Source organism: Pseudomonas sp. CFBP13508, assembly GCF_005233515.1.
Taxonomy (GTDB): domain Bacteria; phylum Pseudomonadota; class Gammaproteobacteria; order Pseudomonadales; family Pseudomonadaceae; genus Aquipseudomonas; species Aquipseudomonas mercuritolerans.
In genome coordinates this window covers 42477-60767 of record NZ_QFZZ01000002.1, presented here as the reverse complement: position 1 = coordinate 60767, position 18291 = coordinate 42477, and the positions used below count along the sequence as shown (strand labels likewise).

Annotated in this window: 16 protein-coding genes; 10 read left to right on the top strand and 6 right to left on the bottom strand. The window is 51.7% G+C overall.

Annotated elements, in window-relative coordinates:
* The first annotated feature begins 68 nt into the window (after positions 1-68).
* From PspCFBP13508_RS04745 to PspCFBP13508_RS04710, 8 genes are all read left to right on the top strand, one after another.
* Positions 69-1328 (top strand): O-antigen translocase, encoded by a 1260-nt coding sequence (locus PspCFBP13508_RS04745; protein WP_206665446.1) that lies wholly within the window; start codon positions 69-71, stop codon positions 1326-1328.
* 194 nt (positions 1329-1522) lie between these two features.
* Complete coding sequence (locus PspCFBP13508_RS04740) at positions 1523-2416, top strand: glycosyltransferase (protein ID WP_137213838.1); 894 nt, start codon at positions 1523-1525, stop codon at positions 2414-2416.
* Positions 2417-2624: 208 nt separating this feature from the next.
* Positions 2625-3665, top strand: a complete 1041-nt coding sequence (locus tag PspCFBP13508_RS04735) for a glycosyltransferase family 4 protein (protein ID WP_137213837.1) — start codon at positions 2625-2627, stop codon at positions 3663-3665.
* A gap of 208 nt (positions 3666-3873) precedes the next feature.
* Positions 3874-4761, top strand: a complete 888-nt coding sequence (locus tag PspCFBP13508_RS04730; RefSeq protein WP_137213836.1) for a glycosyltransferase — start codon at positions 3874-3876, stop codon at positions 4759-4761.
* Between the two features lie 22 nt (positions 4762-4783).
* Positions 4784-5905 carry a hypothetical protein gene (locus tag PspCFBP13508_RS04725; RefSeq protein WP_137213835.1) on the top strand — a complete coding sequence of 374 codons (1122 nt, stop codon included), beginning with the start codon at positions 4784-4786 and terminating at the stop codon, positions 5903-5905.
* Positions 5906-6003: 98 nt separating this feature from the next.
* Entirely contained in the window at positions 6004-6801 is a 798-nt protein-coding gene (locus PspCFBP13508_RS04720) for a hypothetical protein (protein ID WP_137213834.1), read from the top strand.
* Positions 6802-6851: 50 nt separating this feature from the next.
* Positions 6852-7790: an NAD-dependent epimerase/dehydratase family protein gene (locus PspCFBP13508_RS04715; RefSeq protein ID WP_137213833.1), complete on the top strand. Its 939-nt coding sequence runs from the start codon at positions 6852-6854 to the stop codon at positions 7788-7790.
* Positions 7791-8177: 387 nt separating this feature from the next.
* A complete protein-coding gene (locus tag PspCFBP13508_RS04710; RefSeq protein WP_137214177.1) occupies positions 8178-10172 on the top strand; it encodes a nucleoside-diphosphate sugar epimerase/dehydratase in 1995 nt (664 codons plus the stop codon).
* Positions 10173-10308: 136 nt separating this feature from the next.
* Here PspCFBP13508_RS04710 and PspCFBP13508_RS04705 read toward each other — a convergent pair whose 3' ends face one another.
* Genes PspCFBP13508_RS04705 through PspCFBP13508_RS04695 form a run of 3 tightly spaced genes read right to left on the bottom strand, consistent with a single transcriptional unit; the run spans position 10309 to position 13073 of the window.
* Complete coding sequence (locus PspCFBP13508_RS04705; RefSeq protein WP_241669498.1) at positions 10309-10689, bottom strand: GtrA family protein; 381 nt, start codon at positions 10687-10689, stop codon at positions 10309-10311.
* Entirely contained in the window at positions 10661-11587 is a 927-nt protein-coding gene (locus PspCFBP13508_RS04700) for a glycosyltransferase family 2 protein (protein ID WP_137213831.1), read from the bottom strand. Before PspCFBP13508_RS04700 ends, PspCFBP13508_RS04705 begins: the two co-directional genes overlap by 29 nt.
* 4 nt (positions 11588-11591) lie before the next feature.
* Positions 11592-13073, bottom strand: a complete 1482-nt coding sequence (locus PspCFBP13508_RS04695) for a hypothetical protein (protein ID WP_137213830.1) — start codon at positions 13071-13073, stop codon at positions 11592-11594.
* A 574-nt stretch (positions 13074-13647) separates the two neighbouring features.
* Between PspCFBP13508_RS04695 and PspCFBP13508_RS04690 the strand changes: the two genes are divergently transcribed.
* A complete protein-coding gene (locus tag PspCFBP13508_RS04690) occupies positions 13648-13983 on the top strand; it encodes a helix-hairpin-helix domain-containing protein (protein WP_137213829.1) in 336 nt (111 codons plus the stop codon).
* A gap of 205 nt (positions 13984-14188) precedes the next feature.
* Positions 14189-15463: a beta-ketoacyl-ACP synthase II gene (fabF, locus tag PspCFBP13508_RS04685; RefSeq protein WP_130910026.1), complete on the top strand. Its 1275-nt coding sequence runs from the start codon at positions 14189-14191 to the stop codon at positions 15461-15463.
* Here the strand turns inward: fabF and PspCFBP13508_RS04680 are convergent.
* From PspCFBP13508_RS04680 to eat, 3 genes are all read right to left on the bottom strand, one after another.
* Positions 15460-16017, bottom strand: coding sequence for a TetR/AcrR family transcriptional regulator (locus PspCFBP13508_RS04680; protein ID WP_122603621.1), 558 nt, complete (start codon positions 16015-16017; stop codon positions 15460-15462). The two genes, fabF and PspCFBP13508_RS04680, sit on opposite strands and share 4 nt — an antisense overlap.
* A gap of 137 nt (positions 16018-16154) precedes the next feature.
* Positions 16155-16322, bottom strand: a complete 168-nt coding sequence (locus PspCFBP13508_RS04675; RefSeq protein ID WP_016770901.1) for a DUF2897 family protein — start codon at positions 16320-16322, stop codon at positions 16155-16157.
* A 221-nt stretch (positions 16323-16543) separates the two neighbouring features.
* Complete coding sequence (eat, locus tag PspCFBP13508_RS04670; RefSeq protein WP_016770900.1) at positions 16544-17908, bottom strand: ethanolamine permease; 1365 nt, start codon at positions 17906-17908, stop codon at positions 16544-16546.
* Positions 17909-18291 lie beyond the last annotated feature (383 nt).

Below are 18291 nucleotides of genomic sequence, written 5' to 3'. Positions count from 1 at the left end.
TGGTTATAGGTGGTCATCAGCTTCAAAAGGAGCTGAAGCATCTAATTTAAATGCTGCGTTGAGTGGTTGTGATTTTGAATATTCTAAGAACCGGCCTGCTGACCTCTGTTGCCACAGTCGCCCGCTTATTATCGGGCTTCTTGGTTATGAAGTTTGTGGCTGTCTTGGCGGGCCCTGAAGGAGTCGCACAGTTGGGCCAGTTTATGAGCCTTACAGCGCTGCTGGTCGTGTTTTCAGGCGGTGGAGTTGGAGCCGGTGTAGTTAAATACGTAGCTGAATATCGCGAGCAAAATCTTCCCCTACACAACTTACTCAACTCAGCATTTTGCTTTTCTCTTGTATCATCTTTTGTTATGTGTGTTGCTGTTCTCGCATTTAGCGAACGCATCGCACTATGGTTGCTCGGTGATCCTCGCTATGAAAGTCTGATCGTTGTCTTGGCTTTTGCTCAGATCTTTGTAGCCTTACACAATCTTATCATTGCCATTATCAACGGGATGATGGATGTAAAGCGTCTCGCGGCCGTACATGTCGGCGGGGCAGCGCTTGGAGTCCTGACCCCATTGTTAATGGGTTATTACTTTCATTTATATGGTGTACTGTTGGCGTTTCTACTCGCGCAGGCGAGTTTGCTCCTGGTGAGTTTCGCTTTTTATAGGAGAAGTAACTATTTCGACTGGAGCTTTTTTTTGCTGAGATGGGATGTTGAGGCGGTCAAAAAGTTATCGCGCTTCGCACTAATGACTCTCACATCAGCGCTTCTTGCTCCTGTTGTTCAAATTGCCACGAGGAATATACTGGCAGATAAGTTTTCTTGGGAGCAGGTCGGTTATTGGCAAGCGGTGAGTAAAGTCTCAGAGGCTTATCTTCTGTTCATTACCATGGCGATAACTGTTTATTATCTGCCGAAACTATCGTCGATTGTCGATCGTAAATTGTTCGTTGCCGAAATAAAATCTGCCTATCAGTATTTGTTTCCGGCGGTTGTGGTGTCAGCTTTAGGTATTTATATTTTTCGTGATGTCATAACTCACGTGCTTTTCTCGGATGAGTTCGCAGGTGCGCTTTATCTATACGCTCCTCAATTGCTTGGTGATGTTATAAAAATTATGGCGTTCGTGCTTTCATTTATTATGCTCGCCAAGGCTATGACCAGGTTGTTCGTGTTTTCAGAGGTCTTTTTCAGTATGACATATATTGGTTGGACTTATTTTTTGACTGATTCTTTCGGTCTTGTAGGAGCTATGTACGCATTTGTTGTAAACTATGCGATCTATTTCCTTTTTTGTTTTGTGGTAGCTCGTCGGTTCATTTCGACAATGAAGTGATGCGGTTGTGTGGTCTGTATAAAAAATTGCGTAGGCGCGCGCTCTTTGAAAAGCGAGCAATGTAAGTGGCTAGTAGGTAAATGCTCTATCCTGTTGGCATACGGTGGTGATCGGGATGACTTCAGCCGATTGTGAGTGCTTTGCAATTCATCGTTGCCGATGATCGGTGAGAACCAAAGGAGATTTTGCAGGATATGGTTGAGATTGCTGTCTTATTAGCTGCCTATAACGGCGTACAGTGGCTACCGGCACAGGTGGAGTCGATCCTGAAGCAGAAATACGTCCGGGTAACGATTTTCGTCAGCGTTGATAGCTCCTCTGATGGAACTGAGGCGTTTATTAGCCAGCTGTCGTTGGACAATTCGCAAATCAAGATTCTTCCCTACGGGGAGCGCTTTGGCGGAGCTGCGCGGAATTTTTTCAGGCTTATTCGGGATGTGGATTTCTCCGATTTCGATTACGTGGCGCTTGCTGATCAGGACGATATTTGGCTAGAAAATAAGCTGGCCGCCGCCCATGATAAAATTTCTTCATCAGGCGCCAGCGCTTATTCCGGCAACGTTATGGCCTTCTGGCCTGATGGTCGCGAAGCTCTATTGAACAAGGTACAGCCGCAGCGAACATATGATTTTCTATTCGAAGCTGCCGGGCCAGGTTGCAGCTACGTACTAAAAACCGCTGACGCGCTCGAGTTCAAACGATTCATTGTTGCAAATTGGTCTCGTGTCGGTGAGGTGTCGCTGCACGACTGGCTTTTGTATGCCTGGTTCAGGGCGAATGGTCGGCCTTGGTATATGGATGCCGTACCACATATGCTCTATCGCCAACATAACAGTAATCAATTTGGAGCGAACTCTGGATTCAAGGCGCTTGTCAGTCGTTTGTCTTTATTGCGAAACGGCTGGTATCGCGCCGAAGTTAATAAAATCTCAAATTTGTTGTCTGATAAAGTGCAAGGCTTACCAAATGCTCTTTCAAATGAAGGGGATATTTCCCGGTCCTTTTTGATCCGGAATTGGTCTAAATTGCGACGCCGATTTCGCGATCGAATTTTCTTGTTAGTCATGGTGGTCCTAGGCGTTTTTTAACTTGAGTCCCTACAAAAGTTAATGCTTGATATGATGGCCGATTTTAGGCTTTGAGCGTAGTTTTCCGGCTATGTATAATTCCGTCGGCGTCTGGAGGGTATCTAACAATTTTTTGTAAATTTCGGTTTTGGTGGCGTTCAGTCATCATATGAGCCGTAGAGGCGGTTAAGCCGGAGCCGCTCAGTAACAATTTATGGAGCGTAATCTAATGGTTCAGTGGTTGTTCCTTCCCGTTATTTGTGTTCTGTCGTTAGCGTTGACGGCGTGGTTAAGGCAATATGCACTCGCTCGCAAAATTATCGACGTCCCGAACTCCCGGAGTTCGCATACGATACCTACTCCGCGCGGTGGGGGCGTTGCGATCGTTTTGGTTTTTCTGTTGAGTCTGCCGCTCATGGCATGGCTGCATTTGGTGCCGGTATTTCTCCTGGTCGCTGTGGCTGGAGCGGGGGGGCTGATCGCAGTCATTGGATTTATTGACGATCACGGTCACGTAGCGGCCAGATGGCGGTTATTGGGACATTTCGCTGCAGCCGCTTGGGCATTGGTCTGGATGGGTGGTTTGCCGGAAATTGAGGTATTCGGTGCCACGATTGATTTAGGTTGGGCCGGCTACATGGTCTCCGCAATTTTTCTCGTGTGGATGCTGAATCTGTATAACTTCATGGACGGTATTGACGGCATAGCAAGTGTTGAGACCATTTGCGTGTGCGTCGGGTTGGCGTTGCTTTATTGGATCAGCGGTTTTGAAGGAATGATTTGGCTTCCTCTATGTCTGGCATGCGCAACGGCAGGTTTCTTGTTCTGGAATTTCCCACCTGCGAGAATTTTCATGGGCGATGCGGGTAGTGGATTCTTGGGAATGGTTCTAGGTATTTTTGCGATAAGCGCAGCTTCTACGTCACCCAGCCTGTTCTGGGCGACATTGATTCTCCTTGGTGTGTTCATAGTAGACGCAACGTTCACCTTGATTCGTCGCTGTCTGCGCGGTGATAAGATTTATGAGGCTCATCGCAGCCATGGTTATCAATTCGCCGCCAGATATTTTGGTAAACATCTACCGGTAACGCTTGGGGTTGCGGCACTAAATACGTTCTGGCTTATTCCAATCGCATTGTGCGTAGTTTTGATCGGCCTGGATGGTGTGGTCGGCTTGGTTTTGGCTTACTTGCCCTTGCTCGTTTTGGCGATCAAGTTTCACGCAGGTGAGCTTGAGCGGGCGGCCAGCACCTCCAGTGTTGAGAAATGATGCCGGCACGTTACCGCGCAGCTATTCGCTTTCGAGTCCTTCAGGGTGCGCCGGTCTCGAAGCTTTTACTGCCGCAACAAGGCGATGCTGAGCAAACGCACTCTTGAGTTCTGGGGTGAGCGCGGTTGACTCACCCCGGTTGATAGTATATAAATTGCAGTTATTTTAATGCGCCTTATATCGGTCGCAATAATGCCCGGAGGCGGTATTGGTTCCCTTAGTTTCCTACATCGTACCTGCTTACAATCATGATCAATACGTAAAATGTTGTCTTGATAGTATCTTGGCCGATATTTATGACAACAAAGAAATTGTCATCATTGACGACGGTTCCAGCGACAACACTGCGAAGGTCATTGAGCAATGGATTGCGGCTCACGGCAATAGCATAAAGGTCCTATATAGAAGTCGTGCCAACAAGGGCGTGACTGCCACTATAAATGAACTTACAAATATGGCGACCGGTGAGTTCCTGCGATTGGGTGCCAGTGATGATTATTTTTTATCTGGCGGTAGTGAGAAGCTTGTCAATTATCTATTGGGCTCACCGGATAAGGTTGCCGTTATCGGCGATTCAATTGTTGTCGACGAGAATGGCAAAGTTGTGCACAACAGCGGGATGACAGATCTGCATCGAGCAGACAAGCAAAAGTACCTTTCCGAAAATGGCATAATCGCCTCTGTGATTTCAGATTGGGCAGTAGCGGGTCCGGTTCCCTTGGTACGCAAAGCGTATGTCACTACTGGCGAAGGCTGGGATGAGGGCTTGCGCATTGACGATTGGGATTTCTTCCTGCGCATCGCAGCGCACGGCGCGCTGGGTTTCATAGATGAGCCCGTTTGCGCCTACAGAGTACATAGCAGCAATACTTGTCGAACATCGGATGTTTTGTCGAGGATCAAAAATCTTCAAGAGTCACGACGAGTTGCTCAGAAACATGTTAAAAAATTCAAAGGTGTTTACAGGAGAATGCTTCAAGCGCAGTGTTTTTTGATAGGCGCGAAGATTGCGTTTCTAAAGCGCCGATGGCTAACGGCATGCTTTTACATGACGGCTTATATGGTGCTCACAGCTGTTGGGAAATTTAAAGCATGATCCAATTTGAAAAGGGCGGCATGTGAAAGATCTTCAGCGCTCCCCAGCAGTGTTCTTTTCGGTGCCCTTATTCGGTAGCTGCCTTATCGCATTGCTGACGTTTGAGTTGCCGAGTGGTTATGCCGTTGGTATATCCATATTGATGGTTGTCGCAGCCTTGGCGTTGGTATTGGATACAATTCTTGGTATTCGCCTACCTTCCCGTAAAGAGCTGCAACTAATACCCTTTGAGCGGTCGCCGGAGTGTTATTGGGTAAAATTTTTGGCGTGGATCATCTTGGGGGCATGCATAGTCGATTTGACATTATTTCCTTTGCCCCTACGCAATCCAGAGATTTACGCGAACTTTGATGGTGGTCGAGCGCATGTTCGACATATTTCAAATATGTGCTGGGTGCTACCGATAGTAGGGTTGCTGTGCTACGCAGATAAGCGCATGAAATTTATTTTTATCGCCGTTGGACTGGCGTTTCCAGTACTCGTTCTAGATCGAAATCGTCTTTTTACGTCAGTGTATGGTTTGGCGATAACCTTGATCTTCTTCTCTAAACGTCAGATTCCGTGGAAAATGCTGATTGTGAGCTTGTTTGGAGCCTTATTACTTTTTGCCAAGCTGGGCCAATTTCGTTCCGGGCGTCTTGATTGGGTTGCGTTGCCTTTTAGTGATTTTTATAGCGCAGCCTCTCCCGGAGTGAAGTGGATCTTGCTTTATATCGGTGCTGGTATCTACAACTTCAGCTCGATCATGGCAAAGGGTTATATTGACTCGGATTTTCTGATCAATCAATTGGTTCCTGGGGTCGGTGGCGTGGAAACATTGGGGTCCACTATTCCTTTCGATGAGCCGGTAATCAACGTCGGTACGGAGTACTTTCCATTTTTGATGGCGTGGGGTTCTTTGGGGGCGGTGGGGGCGGCGCTGTTTCTATACCTATCGTTGGTCGCATCCGTTTATTTTTTCAAAAAAAATCCGAATATCATTTCTTTTTTGATTTTTCTACGCATCAGCTACTCCTGCGTAATGGCAGGTTTCGCGCCCCAAGCGTACACTTGGACAAATCTGGGGTTTATTGCTCTCTGCGTACTTATACAAATATTTACTTATCGAGTAGCCCTGAAGCCAATTCTGAAAATAAGCCGGTAAGGCTCGTTGTCCAGCGAACTACGAATAGTGGTTTGCGAAGTCGAGTTTTTATCGTGAAGGGCATATGGCCCAACTTAAACTTATGCGAGTGACCTTGTATGCATGAACACGAAGTAAAAAATAATGCGGAAGCTTTTACATTTCTTTCATTAATGAAATTTTTGGCGCAAGGCTGGAAGTTTATCACTGCAGGCATCGTGCTGGGGCTGCTGAGCGCTGCTGCTTATCTTGCCCTCACACCGGTTGAGTATGACGCGTCAGCAATCGTAAAGATGGCAGAAAACCGCGGACTCGATGGTGATGGCATACCTATTCCAAACCAAGTGGAGTCTGCAACGCTGGTGATTGCTCGACTGAATACGCCTGCTGCATATTCCAGAGAAGTGTTGAGCGCGTGTGGTCTCCAGGACTCACCTGAGTCAAGACTGAAGATGATCAAGGAAGCTCGCTACACAGCCGAGGGGCAACCAGCCTTTTTGACCGTCAATGTACGGGGGCGTAGTGCAGAGCTTGCGTCGAAGTGCGCTGAGAGCGTTTTCGACATGATTCGACAGCAACAGGATGCCCTGAGTCTGCCTGGTCGTGAGCGACTTTCGCAGATGGTGGCTGATCTTAAAAAGTCAAGACAGACTCACTTGGATGCGCTGCACAGCGAGAGCGGCATAGCGGAGCAAGTGGCTGTGTACGTTGCTCATCGTGAAGCCATCAACCAAATTGAGACCGCCCTGCGTCGATACGAATACGCATTGGGTTACGTGCCAACGCAACTGGTTTCGGTCTACCCCTCTTCCAGTCCTGTATTCCCAAGGCAGGTCCCCGTAATAGTTTTGGGCTTGATCACCGGTCTGCTTGTCGGTTTGCTGGCTGCGTGCCTGCGGCGAATAGGTAAAGACTGAGAAACGATGCGTCGGTGATGGCGCATTCGTAACCTGGCTAAGGAGCGGGTGTGAAAATTTTTGTAACGGGGGCCTCCGGCTTCATTGGAAAAAATCTATGCATGATGCTATTGGGTGATGGGCATGAGGTGGTGACGCTGCATCGCAAGCCGCCAGACTTCGCTTGCGGCGACGTCGTGCTGGGAGATCTGGACAATATTGAGGCCTGGTCGGATCGTCTCGCGGGAATGAATTGTGTTATCCATCTGGCGGGCAGGGCTCATGTTTTAAACTCGCACGAGCAGGATCCTCTGGAAGCTTTCCGTAAAGTGAATCGAGATGCCTCTGTGCACTTGGCTGAGGCCTGCGTTTTGCGAGGTGTTCAGCGCTTTATATTCATCAGCTCTATTGGTGTTAACGGAAACGAAACTCGAGGTGAGGCTTTCTCGGAGCTGTCACTGCCGGCACCTCATGCTCCTTACGCAATCGCCAAGTACGAGGCTGAGCTTGAACTAACCACGCTACTTGAAGATGCCCCCACCGATCTGGTGGTGATTCGCCCGCCACTCGTTTATGGCGCCCACGCGCCCGGCAATTTTCGTCGTTTATTGAAGCTGGTCGCCACAGGCATGCCCATGCCGTTCGGTCTCGTTACTAACAGACGCAGTATTATCAGTGTAACGAGCCTGTGTAAGTTCATTGCGCTTGCGGCAGAGCACCCAAAAGCGGCAGGGCAGCTTTTTCTCGTAGCTGATGAGCCGGTGTTGTCAACGAACGATATGGTTCGTGCTCTCGCGGAAGGCATGAGTAAGCAATGCATGCAGTTACCTGTTCCACCAGTATTGCTGAAAGTCATGAGTTCACTTGTGGGCAAGAAGGCGCTCTATCAGCAACTCTGTGGATCGCTGGAAGTGGACAGCTCGCATGCTCAGCGCGTGTTAGGGTGGGAGCCTGCACGTGATACCAGGTCAGTACTTAGCCGGGAAGGCGCAATTTTCCGTGCGTCATAAGGATGCAGTGTGCCGGATGGCGGAATGAAGGGCATGCTCGCCCATTGTTTTGCGCGTGGAATCCCAAACGTCCCTATTCCAGCTTTCTGATGGCTCACCAACGTCGCGCCGCGAGGCGTCCGAAACGGCCTTTGATTATTGGCTTTTCGCCGTGCCCTGATTCTAGCGGGCACTAGGCGCGGAGCGGCCTGCGGTTCAACGCTGCATCACTCACTTATGTATACAGCGTGTTGCAGTCGCTGTACGCACACACGGGTGCAGCACGGCGGCATGCCTGTTCGCAGGTATTAGTTATATCGTTTTTTCCTGTTAGGACGATGCCTACCTACGTACAATGGGCTCAAATGAGTTCAAACAAGGGAGTAGGGCGCTTTGGAGCAAGGCTATGTGGTCAGGCTGAGAAAATTTTTGCTAGGGCTCCCGCGTCGGCAGAAGCGGTCGATCCAAGTGTTCACGGACGTGATTCTTGTTTGGGTGGCCTTATGGATGGCGTTTATGGTGCGTTTAGGGATTGATGAAATGATCAATCCGCTGAAAGTCCATATCTGGCTGTTTATCTGCGCACCTTTGGTTGCGATTCCCCTTTTTATACGATTTGGCATGTACCGAGCGGTCATGCGTTATTTCGGCAATGACGCACTGATCGCGATCATCAAGGCGGTCAGCCTTTCCTCGCTTATCTTGGCGTTGATTGTTTACTGGTACAGCAATCATGAGTCAGTAGTCCCAAGGTCGGTGATTTTCAACTACTGGTGGCTCAGCCTGGTCATCATTGGTGGTCTGCGTTTGTTTATGCGCCAATATTTCATGGGTGACTGGTTCACCGCTGCTCAACACGTTCCGTTTACAAATCGTGATGACGGCTTGACCAAGGTTGCCATTTACGGAGCTGGAGTTGCAGGCAACCAGCTGGTCGCGGCATTGCGCATGGGTCGAGTCATGCGACCGGTTGCATTCATCGACGATGATCCCAGCATTGCTGATCGTTCGATTTCCGGTTTGCAGGTCTATAAGCCGAAACGTATTCAGCAGATGATTGATGTTACCGGTGCTCAGGAGATACTTCTTGCCTTGCCTTCCTCCACCCGCGCGCGACGGCGGGAAATTCTCAATCTCCTCGAAGGTTTTCCCCTGCATGTACGCAGCGTTCCCAACTTTACTGATTTGGCGAGCGGTCGGGTAAAAGTCGAGGATATCCGCGAAGTGGACATCGCTGACTTATTGGGGCGCGATTCTGTGCCGGCTCAACCGGAGCTGTTGGAGCGCTGTATTCGTGGCAAGACTGTCATGGTTACAGGGGCTGGCGGTTCGATCGGGTCCGAACTGTGCCGACAGATCTTCGCGCTTGGTCCCACTACGCTGCTACTATTCGAACACAGTGAATTCAATCTCTATAGCATCCTGTCTGAACTCGAGCATCGCAGTAATCGCGAGTCATCACCAGTGCAGTTACTGCCGATCCTTGGGTCTATCCGTCATAAAGAAAAACTGCTTGACGTAATGAGTACCTGGTCGGTTGACACGGTCTACCACGCTGCAGCCTACAAGCATGTGCCAATGGTTGAGCACAACATAGCTGAAGGCGTGTTGAATAATGTGATAGGAACCCTGAATACTGCACAAGCGGCGTTGCAGTCAGGAGTCGCCAACTTCGTCTTGATATCCACCGACAAAGCTGTGCGGCCGACGAATGTAATGGGGAGCACCAAGCGACTCGCCGAGTTGATACTTCAAGCGCTCAGTCGCGAGATAGCGCCTGTTTTGTTTGGCGATAAGATCAATGTTTCCCGTGTTAATAAAACACGCTTCACTATGGTTCGTTTCGGTAATGTCTTGGGATCATCCGGTTCGGTAATTCCGCTCTTCCATAGTCAGATCAAGTCGGGGGGGCCGCTCACTGTTACTCATCCCAGGATCACTCGCTACTTCATGACCATCCCTGAAGCGGCTCAGCTGGTGATACAGGCCGGGTCAATGGGGCAGGGAGGCGACGTATTTGTTTTGGATATGGGCGAGCCGGTGAGAATTGTCGAGCTTGCGGAAAAGATGATCCATCTGTCGGGGCTAAGCATCCGCTCGGACAAAAATCCGCACGGTGATATCTCCATAGAGTTCACCGGTTTGCGTCCAGGTGAGAAGCTCTACGAAGAGTTGCTGATCGGAGAAAATGTTTCGGTAACTCCACACCCAATGATCATGACCGCCGATGAGGATCACCTTGCTTGGGATGTGCTGAAGGTTCGCTTGGTGGATCTACTGTCAGCAGTTGAACAAGATGACTATTCGCGTGTTCGCCAACTGCTGCGCGAGACTGTAAGTGGCTATACCCCGGATGGTGAAATAGTCGACTGGATTTATCAGCAGCGTCGCCTCGAACCTTGATCGTATCCATAATTTCAGGCTTGGGCGCATCACTGGAGTGATTGGCATAAGCGTTTCGAAGTCAGCTACAAACCTTCGCACTTGGGGCCGGTGATTACCGGCCCCTTTTGCTTTTTACTGAAAACTGAATTTGGCACTATTTCACAATCAGTCGTGCGATCAGGAAGGTTAAGGGAAGAGTCACGATAACAACGAGGAGCGGTGCCAGCACAGGGGGGGCGGAGAGCTTTTCGACAGCGATGTATACCAGACACAATCCAGTTATGTACTGGACGATATACACGAGTGGAAACGCGAGCAATTTTTTCAACGAGAGCGGTTCGTTAAAAACGATACGAGCATTCAACACATATGAAACGACTACGCTCAACGCATAGGAGAGAGAATACGCGTAGGTATATGCCATCACCTGAATGAACGCCAGATAGAAGATATACCCGGCTCCAGTATTGATCGAGCCGACGATCAGAAATTTAATAAACTCTACGTTAAAGAATTTCTTCTTCAATAACTGCATGAGGGTGTCTGTTGACCTCATCGAAAATCCTCCAGATGTATTCGCTCATCACGCCGAGCATTACGATGATCAGACCCAGCAGGAAGGATACGAGTGTAGCGAGGGTTGCGAAGCCCGGTACGTCGACCTTGCCGAACAAGGCGCTGAGCACGACTACCGTGCCGTATGCAAAGCTACCAAGCGACACGATCAAGCCTATTGCGGAAATGAGCCTTACTGGAGCAAAGGAGAAAGAGAAGATGGAGTCAATGAGAAGCTTCCATTTTTTACCGAACGTCCATCTGGACTTTCCGTGTTCGCGAGCGACGCGTACGTAAGGTATCTTTTCCGGAGTGAATCCCAGCCAATAGGGAAAGAGCGGGAAGTTAATATGCTTGCCGCTATCCTTGAGGTAAGGAAGTAGTTGCGCATCCATGAGTGCCAGATCGAAACCGTTTTTCGGATAACTGGCCATGACAAATTTGCGCAAGAGCTTGTAGTAAATAGCCGAAAAAATCTTTGACCCAAGTGGGTCTTGTCGATCAGTACGTTCGCAAATGATGTATTTAGTGCCGTTTTTCCAGCGGTTTATCATCTCTGGAATCAATTCAGGCGGATCTTGAAGGTCCGCAGCTAAAAACAGAAAACAATCCCCGGTTATATAGTTAAGGCCGGTTTTAACTGCGCTGATGGCGCCGAAATTGCGGCTCAGTTTGATGACTTTCGTACCGGGGCGTGCAATTAAAAACTGCTTAAGCAACATTAGGGAGTTATCTTGAGAGCCATCATCGATAAATATCAATTCCAGTAACATGTCTTGTTGCTTTAGCAAGTCCTCAATATATAGGAGCTTGTTGAATAGATCTGGCAGCGAGCCTTCATTGAAATAGACGGGTACTACGATAGACAGTGTTTTCATCGGTTCATGCGTCCTGTTTCAGTGTGCACAGGGCTGAGCCCGTTGGTTGGCGTAGTAATGTCAGTAAAGTCATGAAGCAAAGGAGCGTTACTGCGAGAAAAACGCCGTACATCTGGTGAGAGATCCAGGGGCCAGAATACATGTAGAGCATTTGATCAGGAAACGCCTGGAAGTTACCCGTCCAAGGGCCGACATTGATACTCAGCCAGAACCTGGAAAGGATGAGTCCCATACCGGCGATAATATAGGTAAACCACCAGTCGATCTTATGTTCGTCGCCCAACTTGTTCAGCGTCTGACATGTCAGCATCGCAAGCGCGGGCCAGGCGTTCAGGAACTGACGTGATTCGGAGCCTATCGATAAAAATGCGAACAATCCAAGGAACACACAGAGACCCAGGCCTTCCTCTTTTGCCTGCGCAGCAATCCGTGGCCAGAGCAATATGGCGATCATATAAAAAGGGCCATAGTGCATAGTGTGTGCGACAACATTTATCAGCGGATTGGATAAGGATGCCTGAGTAAACAGGCCGAGGTAACTGGTAATCGTGAGTGGACCGGGTGTCTGGTCGGAAAAGTGCGTGACGATCACTTTGACAAACACGTACATCAGAATGCCCACAATGACGGGAATTACCTTGATGTGCCTGCATGCCTGCAAATACGATGGCACGTCAACCATCGGCCTCAAGGCCAGATAGATGTAGGTGAGAAACAGAATCACACTAAGTGGAAGGATCTCAGCTTTGAAAGTCGTGGTGCCGTCCGATTGCCGCAGGCCGTTAGCATAGAGGTAGGCTGCGAGTACAAGTAGAGAAACGCCAACCAGTAAAGCGAGTATATGGCTATGCAGCGAGGGGGGGCGTTTGGCGATGCGAGCCCGCCCCAGCATAATCATCGGCAACGCTCCATAAAGCATGGTGGGCCATACAAAACAGCAGAGAAAGCTGAGTACAACTAAAAGCGCGAAGCGGTTTTTAATGTAAGCATAAAAAATCCCCAAGCCTAAAACGTATCCGGACATGTCCGTCAAAGTTGGATTATAGGACAGGTTGGTTAATACTGGATAATTGAAAAATAACGCGCTAAAACCCAGAAAATAAATGGGCGTGCGCCATTGATAGTGTCGGCCGATCAAAATAAGCAGTCCAGCTGCAACGATAAGCAAGCTGACATTCAGTAAGTAAAAGGCATGTATTACTCGAGGGGTGGAGCTGATGTCGTAGCCAAATAATTTTGACGTGTTATGGACAATAATGGAGGGCAGCAAGCGTCCGATATAATATTCAGACACCTTGCGGCTGCTGAGCACCTCCATTGAGTCGCGCTGCGCCCAGTCGGCATAGGCTGCACCATCCCAGCCCAGTCCATTGTTGTGCTGAATTCTTTCCCCATGATTGAAACTAAAAGAGAACCAGAGCACCATGAAAAGCACCCCCACACAACCCATCAGCGTGTGGCGGTTAATATCTAGTAGCTTATTCATTTCGATGTTTTTCTTGTGTTGCACAGCCTTGAGGCTGCGATGACGAAGTTTATCCACCCATGGTGGGGGAGTGTGCTCATTGGGTAGTTCGCGACTGCCCGAGTATCCCGAGCTATAGACCCGCCTACGAATTTATTCGCAGCTCAAAGTATTTCTTGAACTGGCGACATTATCAGATAGCACGCAGGCTAATCAAGCGAGGGTGCTTTAGCGCTACTTTCAGATCGCCTGATAAGTACCAGCCAATCTGGTGAACTTGCACAAGGCGTCGCCGGAATCCTCCGCATGGACACGAGTCGGCTCGACCCGTCGCATTGAAGTAGTTCATCTGTGATGCACAAAGTTCGCTAGGAACCGGTCAAGATTTTGAAATCCCCCGAGCGGCGGGAAGCGTAAATGACTCTTTTTCAAATCTCTGCACGCTATCCCTCAATAGCCCGGCTGACAGATCAGTTCTGATCGAAAAATTCACATCCTGCAACAGACACATTTTTGACAGTACCTTCACATCGCCTAGGTTTGAGGGAGCAGCTCAGGAAAGCTGCTTTCTGACTTATCTCAAGGAGCGTCACTTATGCGTACCGGTTATTTTTACTCGCTGATCTTTGCCTTCCTCACCAGCGCCTCGATCGCTGCGATTGCCGCCCCTGTAGCGCCGTCGGAGGCCACCAAGACGCCTTTACTCATGGATGCAGCGACGCCATCGCAGACCGCCAAGGTCGATCTCAACGGCGCGGATGCGGCGACGTTGCAGAAGGAGTTGGCGGGTGTGGGGGAGGCGAAGGCACAGGCGATTGTTGCGTATCGGGATACAAACGGGCCGTTTGCGTCGGTGGATGAGTTGCTCGAAGTGAAGGGGATTGGCAAGGCGATTCTGGATCGCAATCGTGAAAAGCTGGAAGTGAACTAAGCTGACAGTTCAACGCCGAGAGGCCGGTCATTGACCGGCCTTTTTATTGGGTGCTGATCGGGTGGATGCCTGAACGCTGAAAATTACGGGTATCATATTGTGCTTTGATTATGCCTATAATAATTTCGTTCGGGACTGATTCAGCAGCCGAATCGCAGCACACCGATGCACGTCGAATTTTGAATTGATAAGGGGTAACCACGGTATGAACCAACGTCGAGTCGTCGTCACGGGCATGGGCCTGGTTTCACCCTTGGGCAGTGATGTTGAAATCGTCTGGCAGCGTTTGCTGGCCGGTCGTTCCGGGTTGCGCAACCTGCCAGATGCGGTTGTGGCTGATCTGCCGACCCGGGTCGGCGGCAGTGTGCCGACGGCGGAGGAGGATGCCGAGGCCGGATTTGATCCGGATCGTGCGACGCCGCCCAAGGAACAGAAGAAGATGGATCGCTTCATCATGTTCGCCATGGAAGCGGCGCGGCAGGCGCTGGAGCAGGCCGGCTGGCATCCAGCGGACGCTGAAAGCCAAGAGCGCACTGCGACGATCATCGGCTCGGGAGTGGGCGGTTTCGGTGCGATTGCCGATGCGGTGCGTACCACCGACAGCCGTGGCCCTCGGCGGTTGTCGCCGTTCACCATTCCATCGTTTCTGGTCAATCTCGCGGCCGGTCATGTGTCGATCCAGCATGGTCTCAAAGGGCCGTTGGGCGCACCGGTTACCGCATGTGCCGCTGGCGTTCAGGCGATCGGCGATGCAGCACGGTTGATCAGGGCGGGGGAGGCGGACATCGCCGTATGTGGCGGTGCTGAAGCTTCGATCGATCGCGTCAGTCTCGCCGGTTTCGCCGCCGCGCGGGCGCTGTCCAGCGGTTACAACGACACTCCTGAGAAAGCCTCACGTCCTTTCGATAGCGGGCGCGATGGCTTCGTAATGGGCGAGGGCGCCGGTCTGTTGGTCATCGAATCACTGGAGCATGCCTTGGCACGCGGTGCGAAACCGTTGGCCGAACTGGTTGGCTACGGCACCACCGCCGATGCCTACCATCTGACCGCCGGGCCGGAAGACGGCAGTGGCGCACGCCGGGCGATGCAATTGGCACTGGCTCAGGGCGGTGTGACGCCGGAGCAGGTGCAGCATCTCAACGCACATGCGACGTCGACGCCGGTCGGTGACCTGGGCGAGTTGGCGGCGATCAAGGCGTTGTTTGGCACGCAGAACAAGATCGCCGTAACGTCGACCAAATCCGCTACCGGTCATTTGCTCGGCGCGGCCGGTGGGCTGGAGGCGATTTTCACGCTGCTGGCGATTCGTGATCAGGTGGTGCCACCAACGCTCAACTTTGAAAACCCGGATCCAGCGAGCCAAGGGGTGGACATTGTCCATGGCGAGGCGCGGTCGATGGCGATCGAATATGCGTTGTCCAACGGCTTCGGTTTTGGCGGGGTCAATGCGAGCGTGTTGTTCAAGCGCTGGGAAGGTTAATCGCTCGATTGCTTGAGATGTTCGCGGGTGACGTCGAGGATGCGTTGGGCGAAGTCAGCATCCGCGACGCTGCGTGACAGCAGCAGTGCACCGGCCAGAGTCGCCATGATGACAATGCTGCGATCGCCGATGTTCTCGCCTTTGAGCGTGCCCTGAATTTGTTCGAGGCGAGCATTGAGGACTTCGTCGCTGGTAGGGCTTGGCTGGCCGCGCAGGCCCAGCTCGGAGGAAATGGTCAGCAGTGGGCAGCCTTCGTGGGGCGAGGTCTGATGCCACTCTGACAGGTAGGTGTCGATGAACACTTGCAGAGGGTTTTCCTGCGCGAAGATTTCTTCGCACAGGCCCGCGACTTGCTCGCCGGCCTCTTGCAGGGCTTTTTCGACCAGTTCTTCCTTGGATTTGAAGTGCGAGTAGAAACCGCCATGGGTCAAGCCCAGGGCTTTCATCAAAGGCTGCAAGCCGGTGGCGCCGATACCGTCCTTGCGAAATCGGGCGGAAGCTTCCTTGATGATGCGTTGATGGGTCTGGGCTTTGTGATCTGGCGAGTAACGCATGTGGAGCTCTCCGCGACGATGCTGCCATCTTAACCACGGAAGATTAAATGGTGACTGTACTTCTAAAATCTAAACAGCCTGCGGGTAAGTCCGATTGTGCTGAAAAAACAAACCCCGCCATTGCGGCGGGGTTGGTATCAGCGGTCTTGTGCATCCTTGGCATCCGCTTCGGCATTGCGCTGTGCGACGCGCTTGCGTTCTTCATCGGTCAGTTCGACCTTGTTGGCGGTGTCGCGCAACATCATCAATCCGCCGACAATCGAGCCGATCGCAACGACCAGAATCAACCAGGCATACCAGGGCATAACGGCTCTCCTTAATGGCAGCTCGACGGGCGAGGACTTCGCCGTGCGATGCTGCATACCACCTTTGAGCGAAACGACTTCGCGGTGGTTCCATTCTAGGCCGCTTGCAGCCGGTGCATCCGAAATTACTGTAGGCGCTGCCGAAGGCTGCGATCTTTTGATCTTGAAAAGCAAAGATCGCAGCCTCGTTTCACTCGTCAGCTCCTACAGGGGGCGGGTCGTTACAGGCCTGTGAGCATGGCATCCGCCGGCGCATCGGCGCGCAGTTGTCCAGTCAGCATGAAGTAACAGAACCCGACCGCCATGAAGCCAAGGAAAATCAGCCCGATCAACGTGTTGAACCACGCCATCGCCACCAGGCAAACCACCGCCAGCACCAACGCGATCAGCGGAACCAGCGGATAACAAGGCGCGCGGAAAGTACGTTCCAGATTCGGTTCCGATTTACGCAGTTTGAACAGGCTGAGCATGCTCATGATGTACATCACGATCGCGCCGAACACGGCCATGGTGATCATCGCGGCAGTGAGTGTCATGCCGCCGAGGTTGATCAGGCCGTCGCTGTAGATCGCGGCGATGCCGATCAGGCCGCCAGCGATGATTGCGCGGTGCGGGGTCTGGAAGCGTGACAGTTTTGCCAATGAGGCGGGCAGGTAACCGGCGCGGGCGAGGGCGAAGAATTGTCGTGAGTAGCCGAGGATGATGCCGTGGAAACTGGCGACCAGGCCGAACAGGCCGATCCAGACCAGCATGTGCAGCCAGCCGGAGTTGTCACCGACCACGGTTTTCATCGCCTGCGGCAGTGGGTCGTTGATGTTGGATAAGGTGCGCCAGTCGCCGACGCCGCCCGCGAAGAACATCACGCCCATGGCCAACAGCACCAGGGTCAGGATGCCGCTGATGTAGGCTTTTGGGATCGTGCGTTTCGGGTCCTTGGCTTCTTCGGCGGCCATGGCGGCGCCTTCGATGGCGAGGAAGAACCAGATCGCGAAGGGAATCGCCGCGAACATCCCGGCAATCGCCGGCGCGCCGAAGACGTCGGAACCGGCCCAGCCATTCAGGGCGAAGTTGCTGAAGCTGAACGCCGGTGCGACCACGCCCATGAACACCAGCAACTCAGCCACCGCCAGCACGCAGACGATCAGCTCGAACGTCGCGGCCAGTTTCACCCCGAGAATGTTCAGGCCCATGAATACGATATACGCGCCGACCGCTGCGTGTTTCGGGTCGAGCGCCGGAAACTGCACATTCAAGTAAGCGCCAATCGCTAAAGCAATCGCCGGCGGGGCGAAAACGAATTCGATCAGTGTGGCGAGGCCTGCGATCAATCCACCTTTTTCGCCAAAGGCGCGACGGCTGTAGGCAAACGGCCCGCCGGCATGGGGAATGGCGGTGGTCAGTTCGGTGAAGCTGAAAATGAAGCAGGTGTACATGGTCGCGACCATGAATGAGGTCACCAGGAAACCCAGCGTACCGGCGACACCCCAGCCGTAACTCCAGCCGAAATATTCCCCGGAAATCACCAGCCCCACGGCAATGCCCCACAGGTGCAACGTGCCCAGCGTGGGTTTGAGTTGTGTGTTCATGCGCTTGCTCCCGCAATGGTTGGAAAGCTCGGGGAGGGCGTGTGCAGTGGGCGTGCCACTACGCTGAAACAAGTCGTAATGAGTTCAAAGCTGTCGTATCGGGGATGTTCGTGTGGGGATAGCTGCTTTTTGTGCGCCAGTTGGGTGCGATGTTGTCGGTGATGCCGTCTTCGCGAGCAGGCTCGCTCCCACATTTTGAAATGCGTTGCCCCTGTGGGAGCGAGCCTGCTCGCGAAGGCGCCAGCCCAAACACCACGAAACTCAGCCGTAAAGCCCGCATAAACCCACTCTTTACGCTTTCTTTATGACCCACACCGCGCCTCGCTCTCGCTCCTTTACAGCCTCCTTCCCGACAATCGCTGCACACACGGCAATACGCCGTT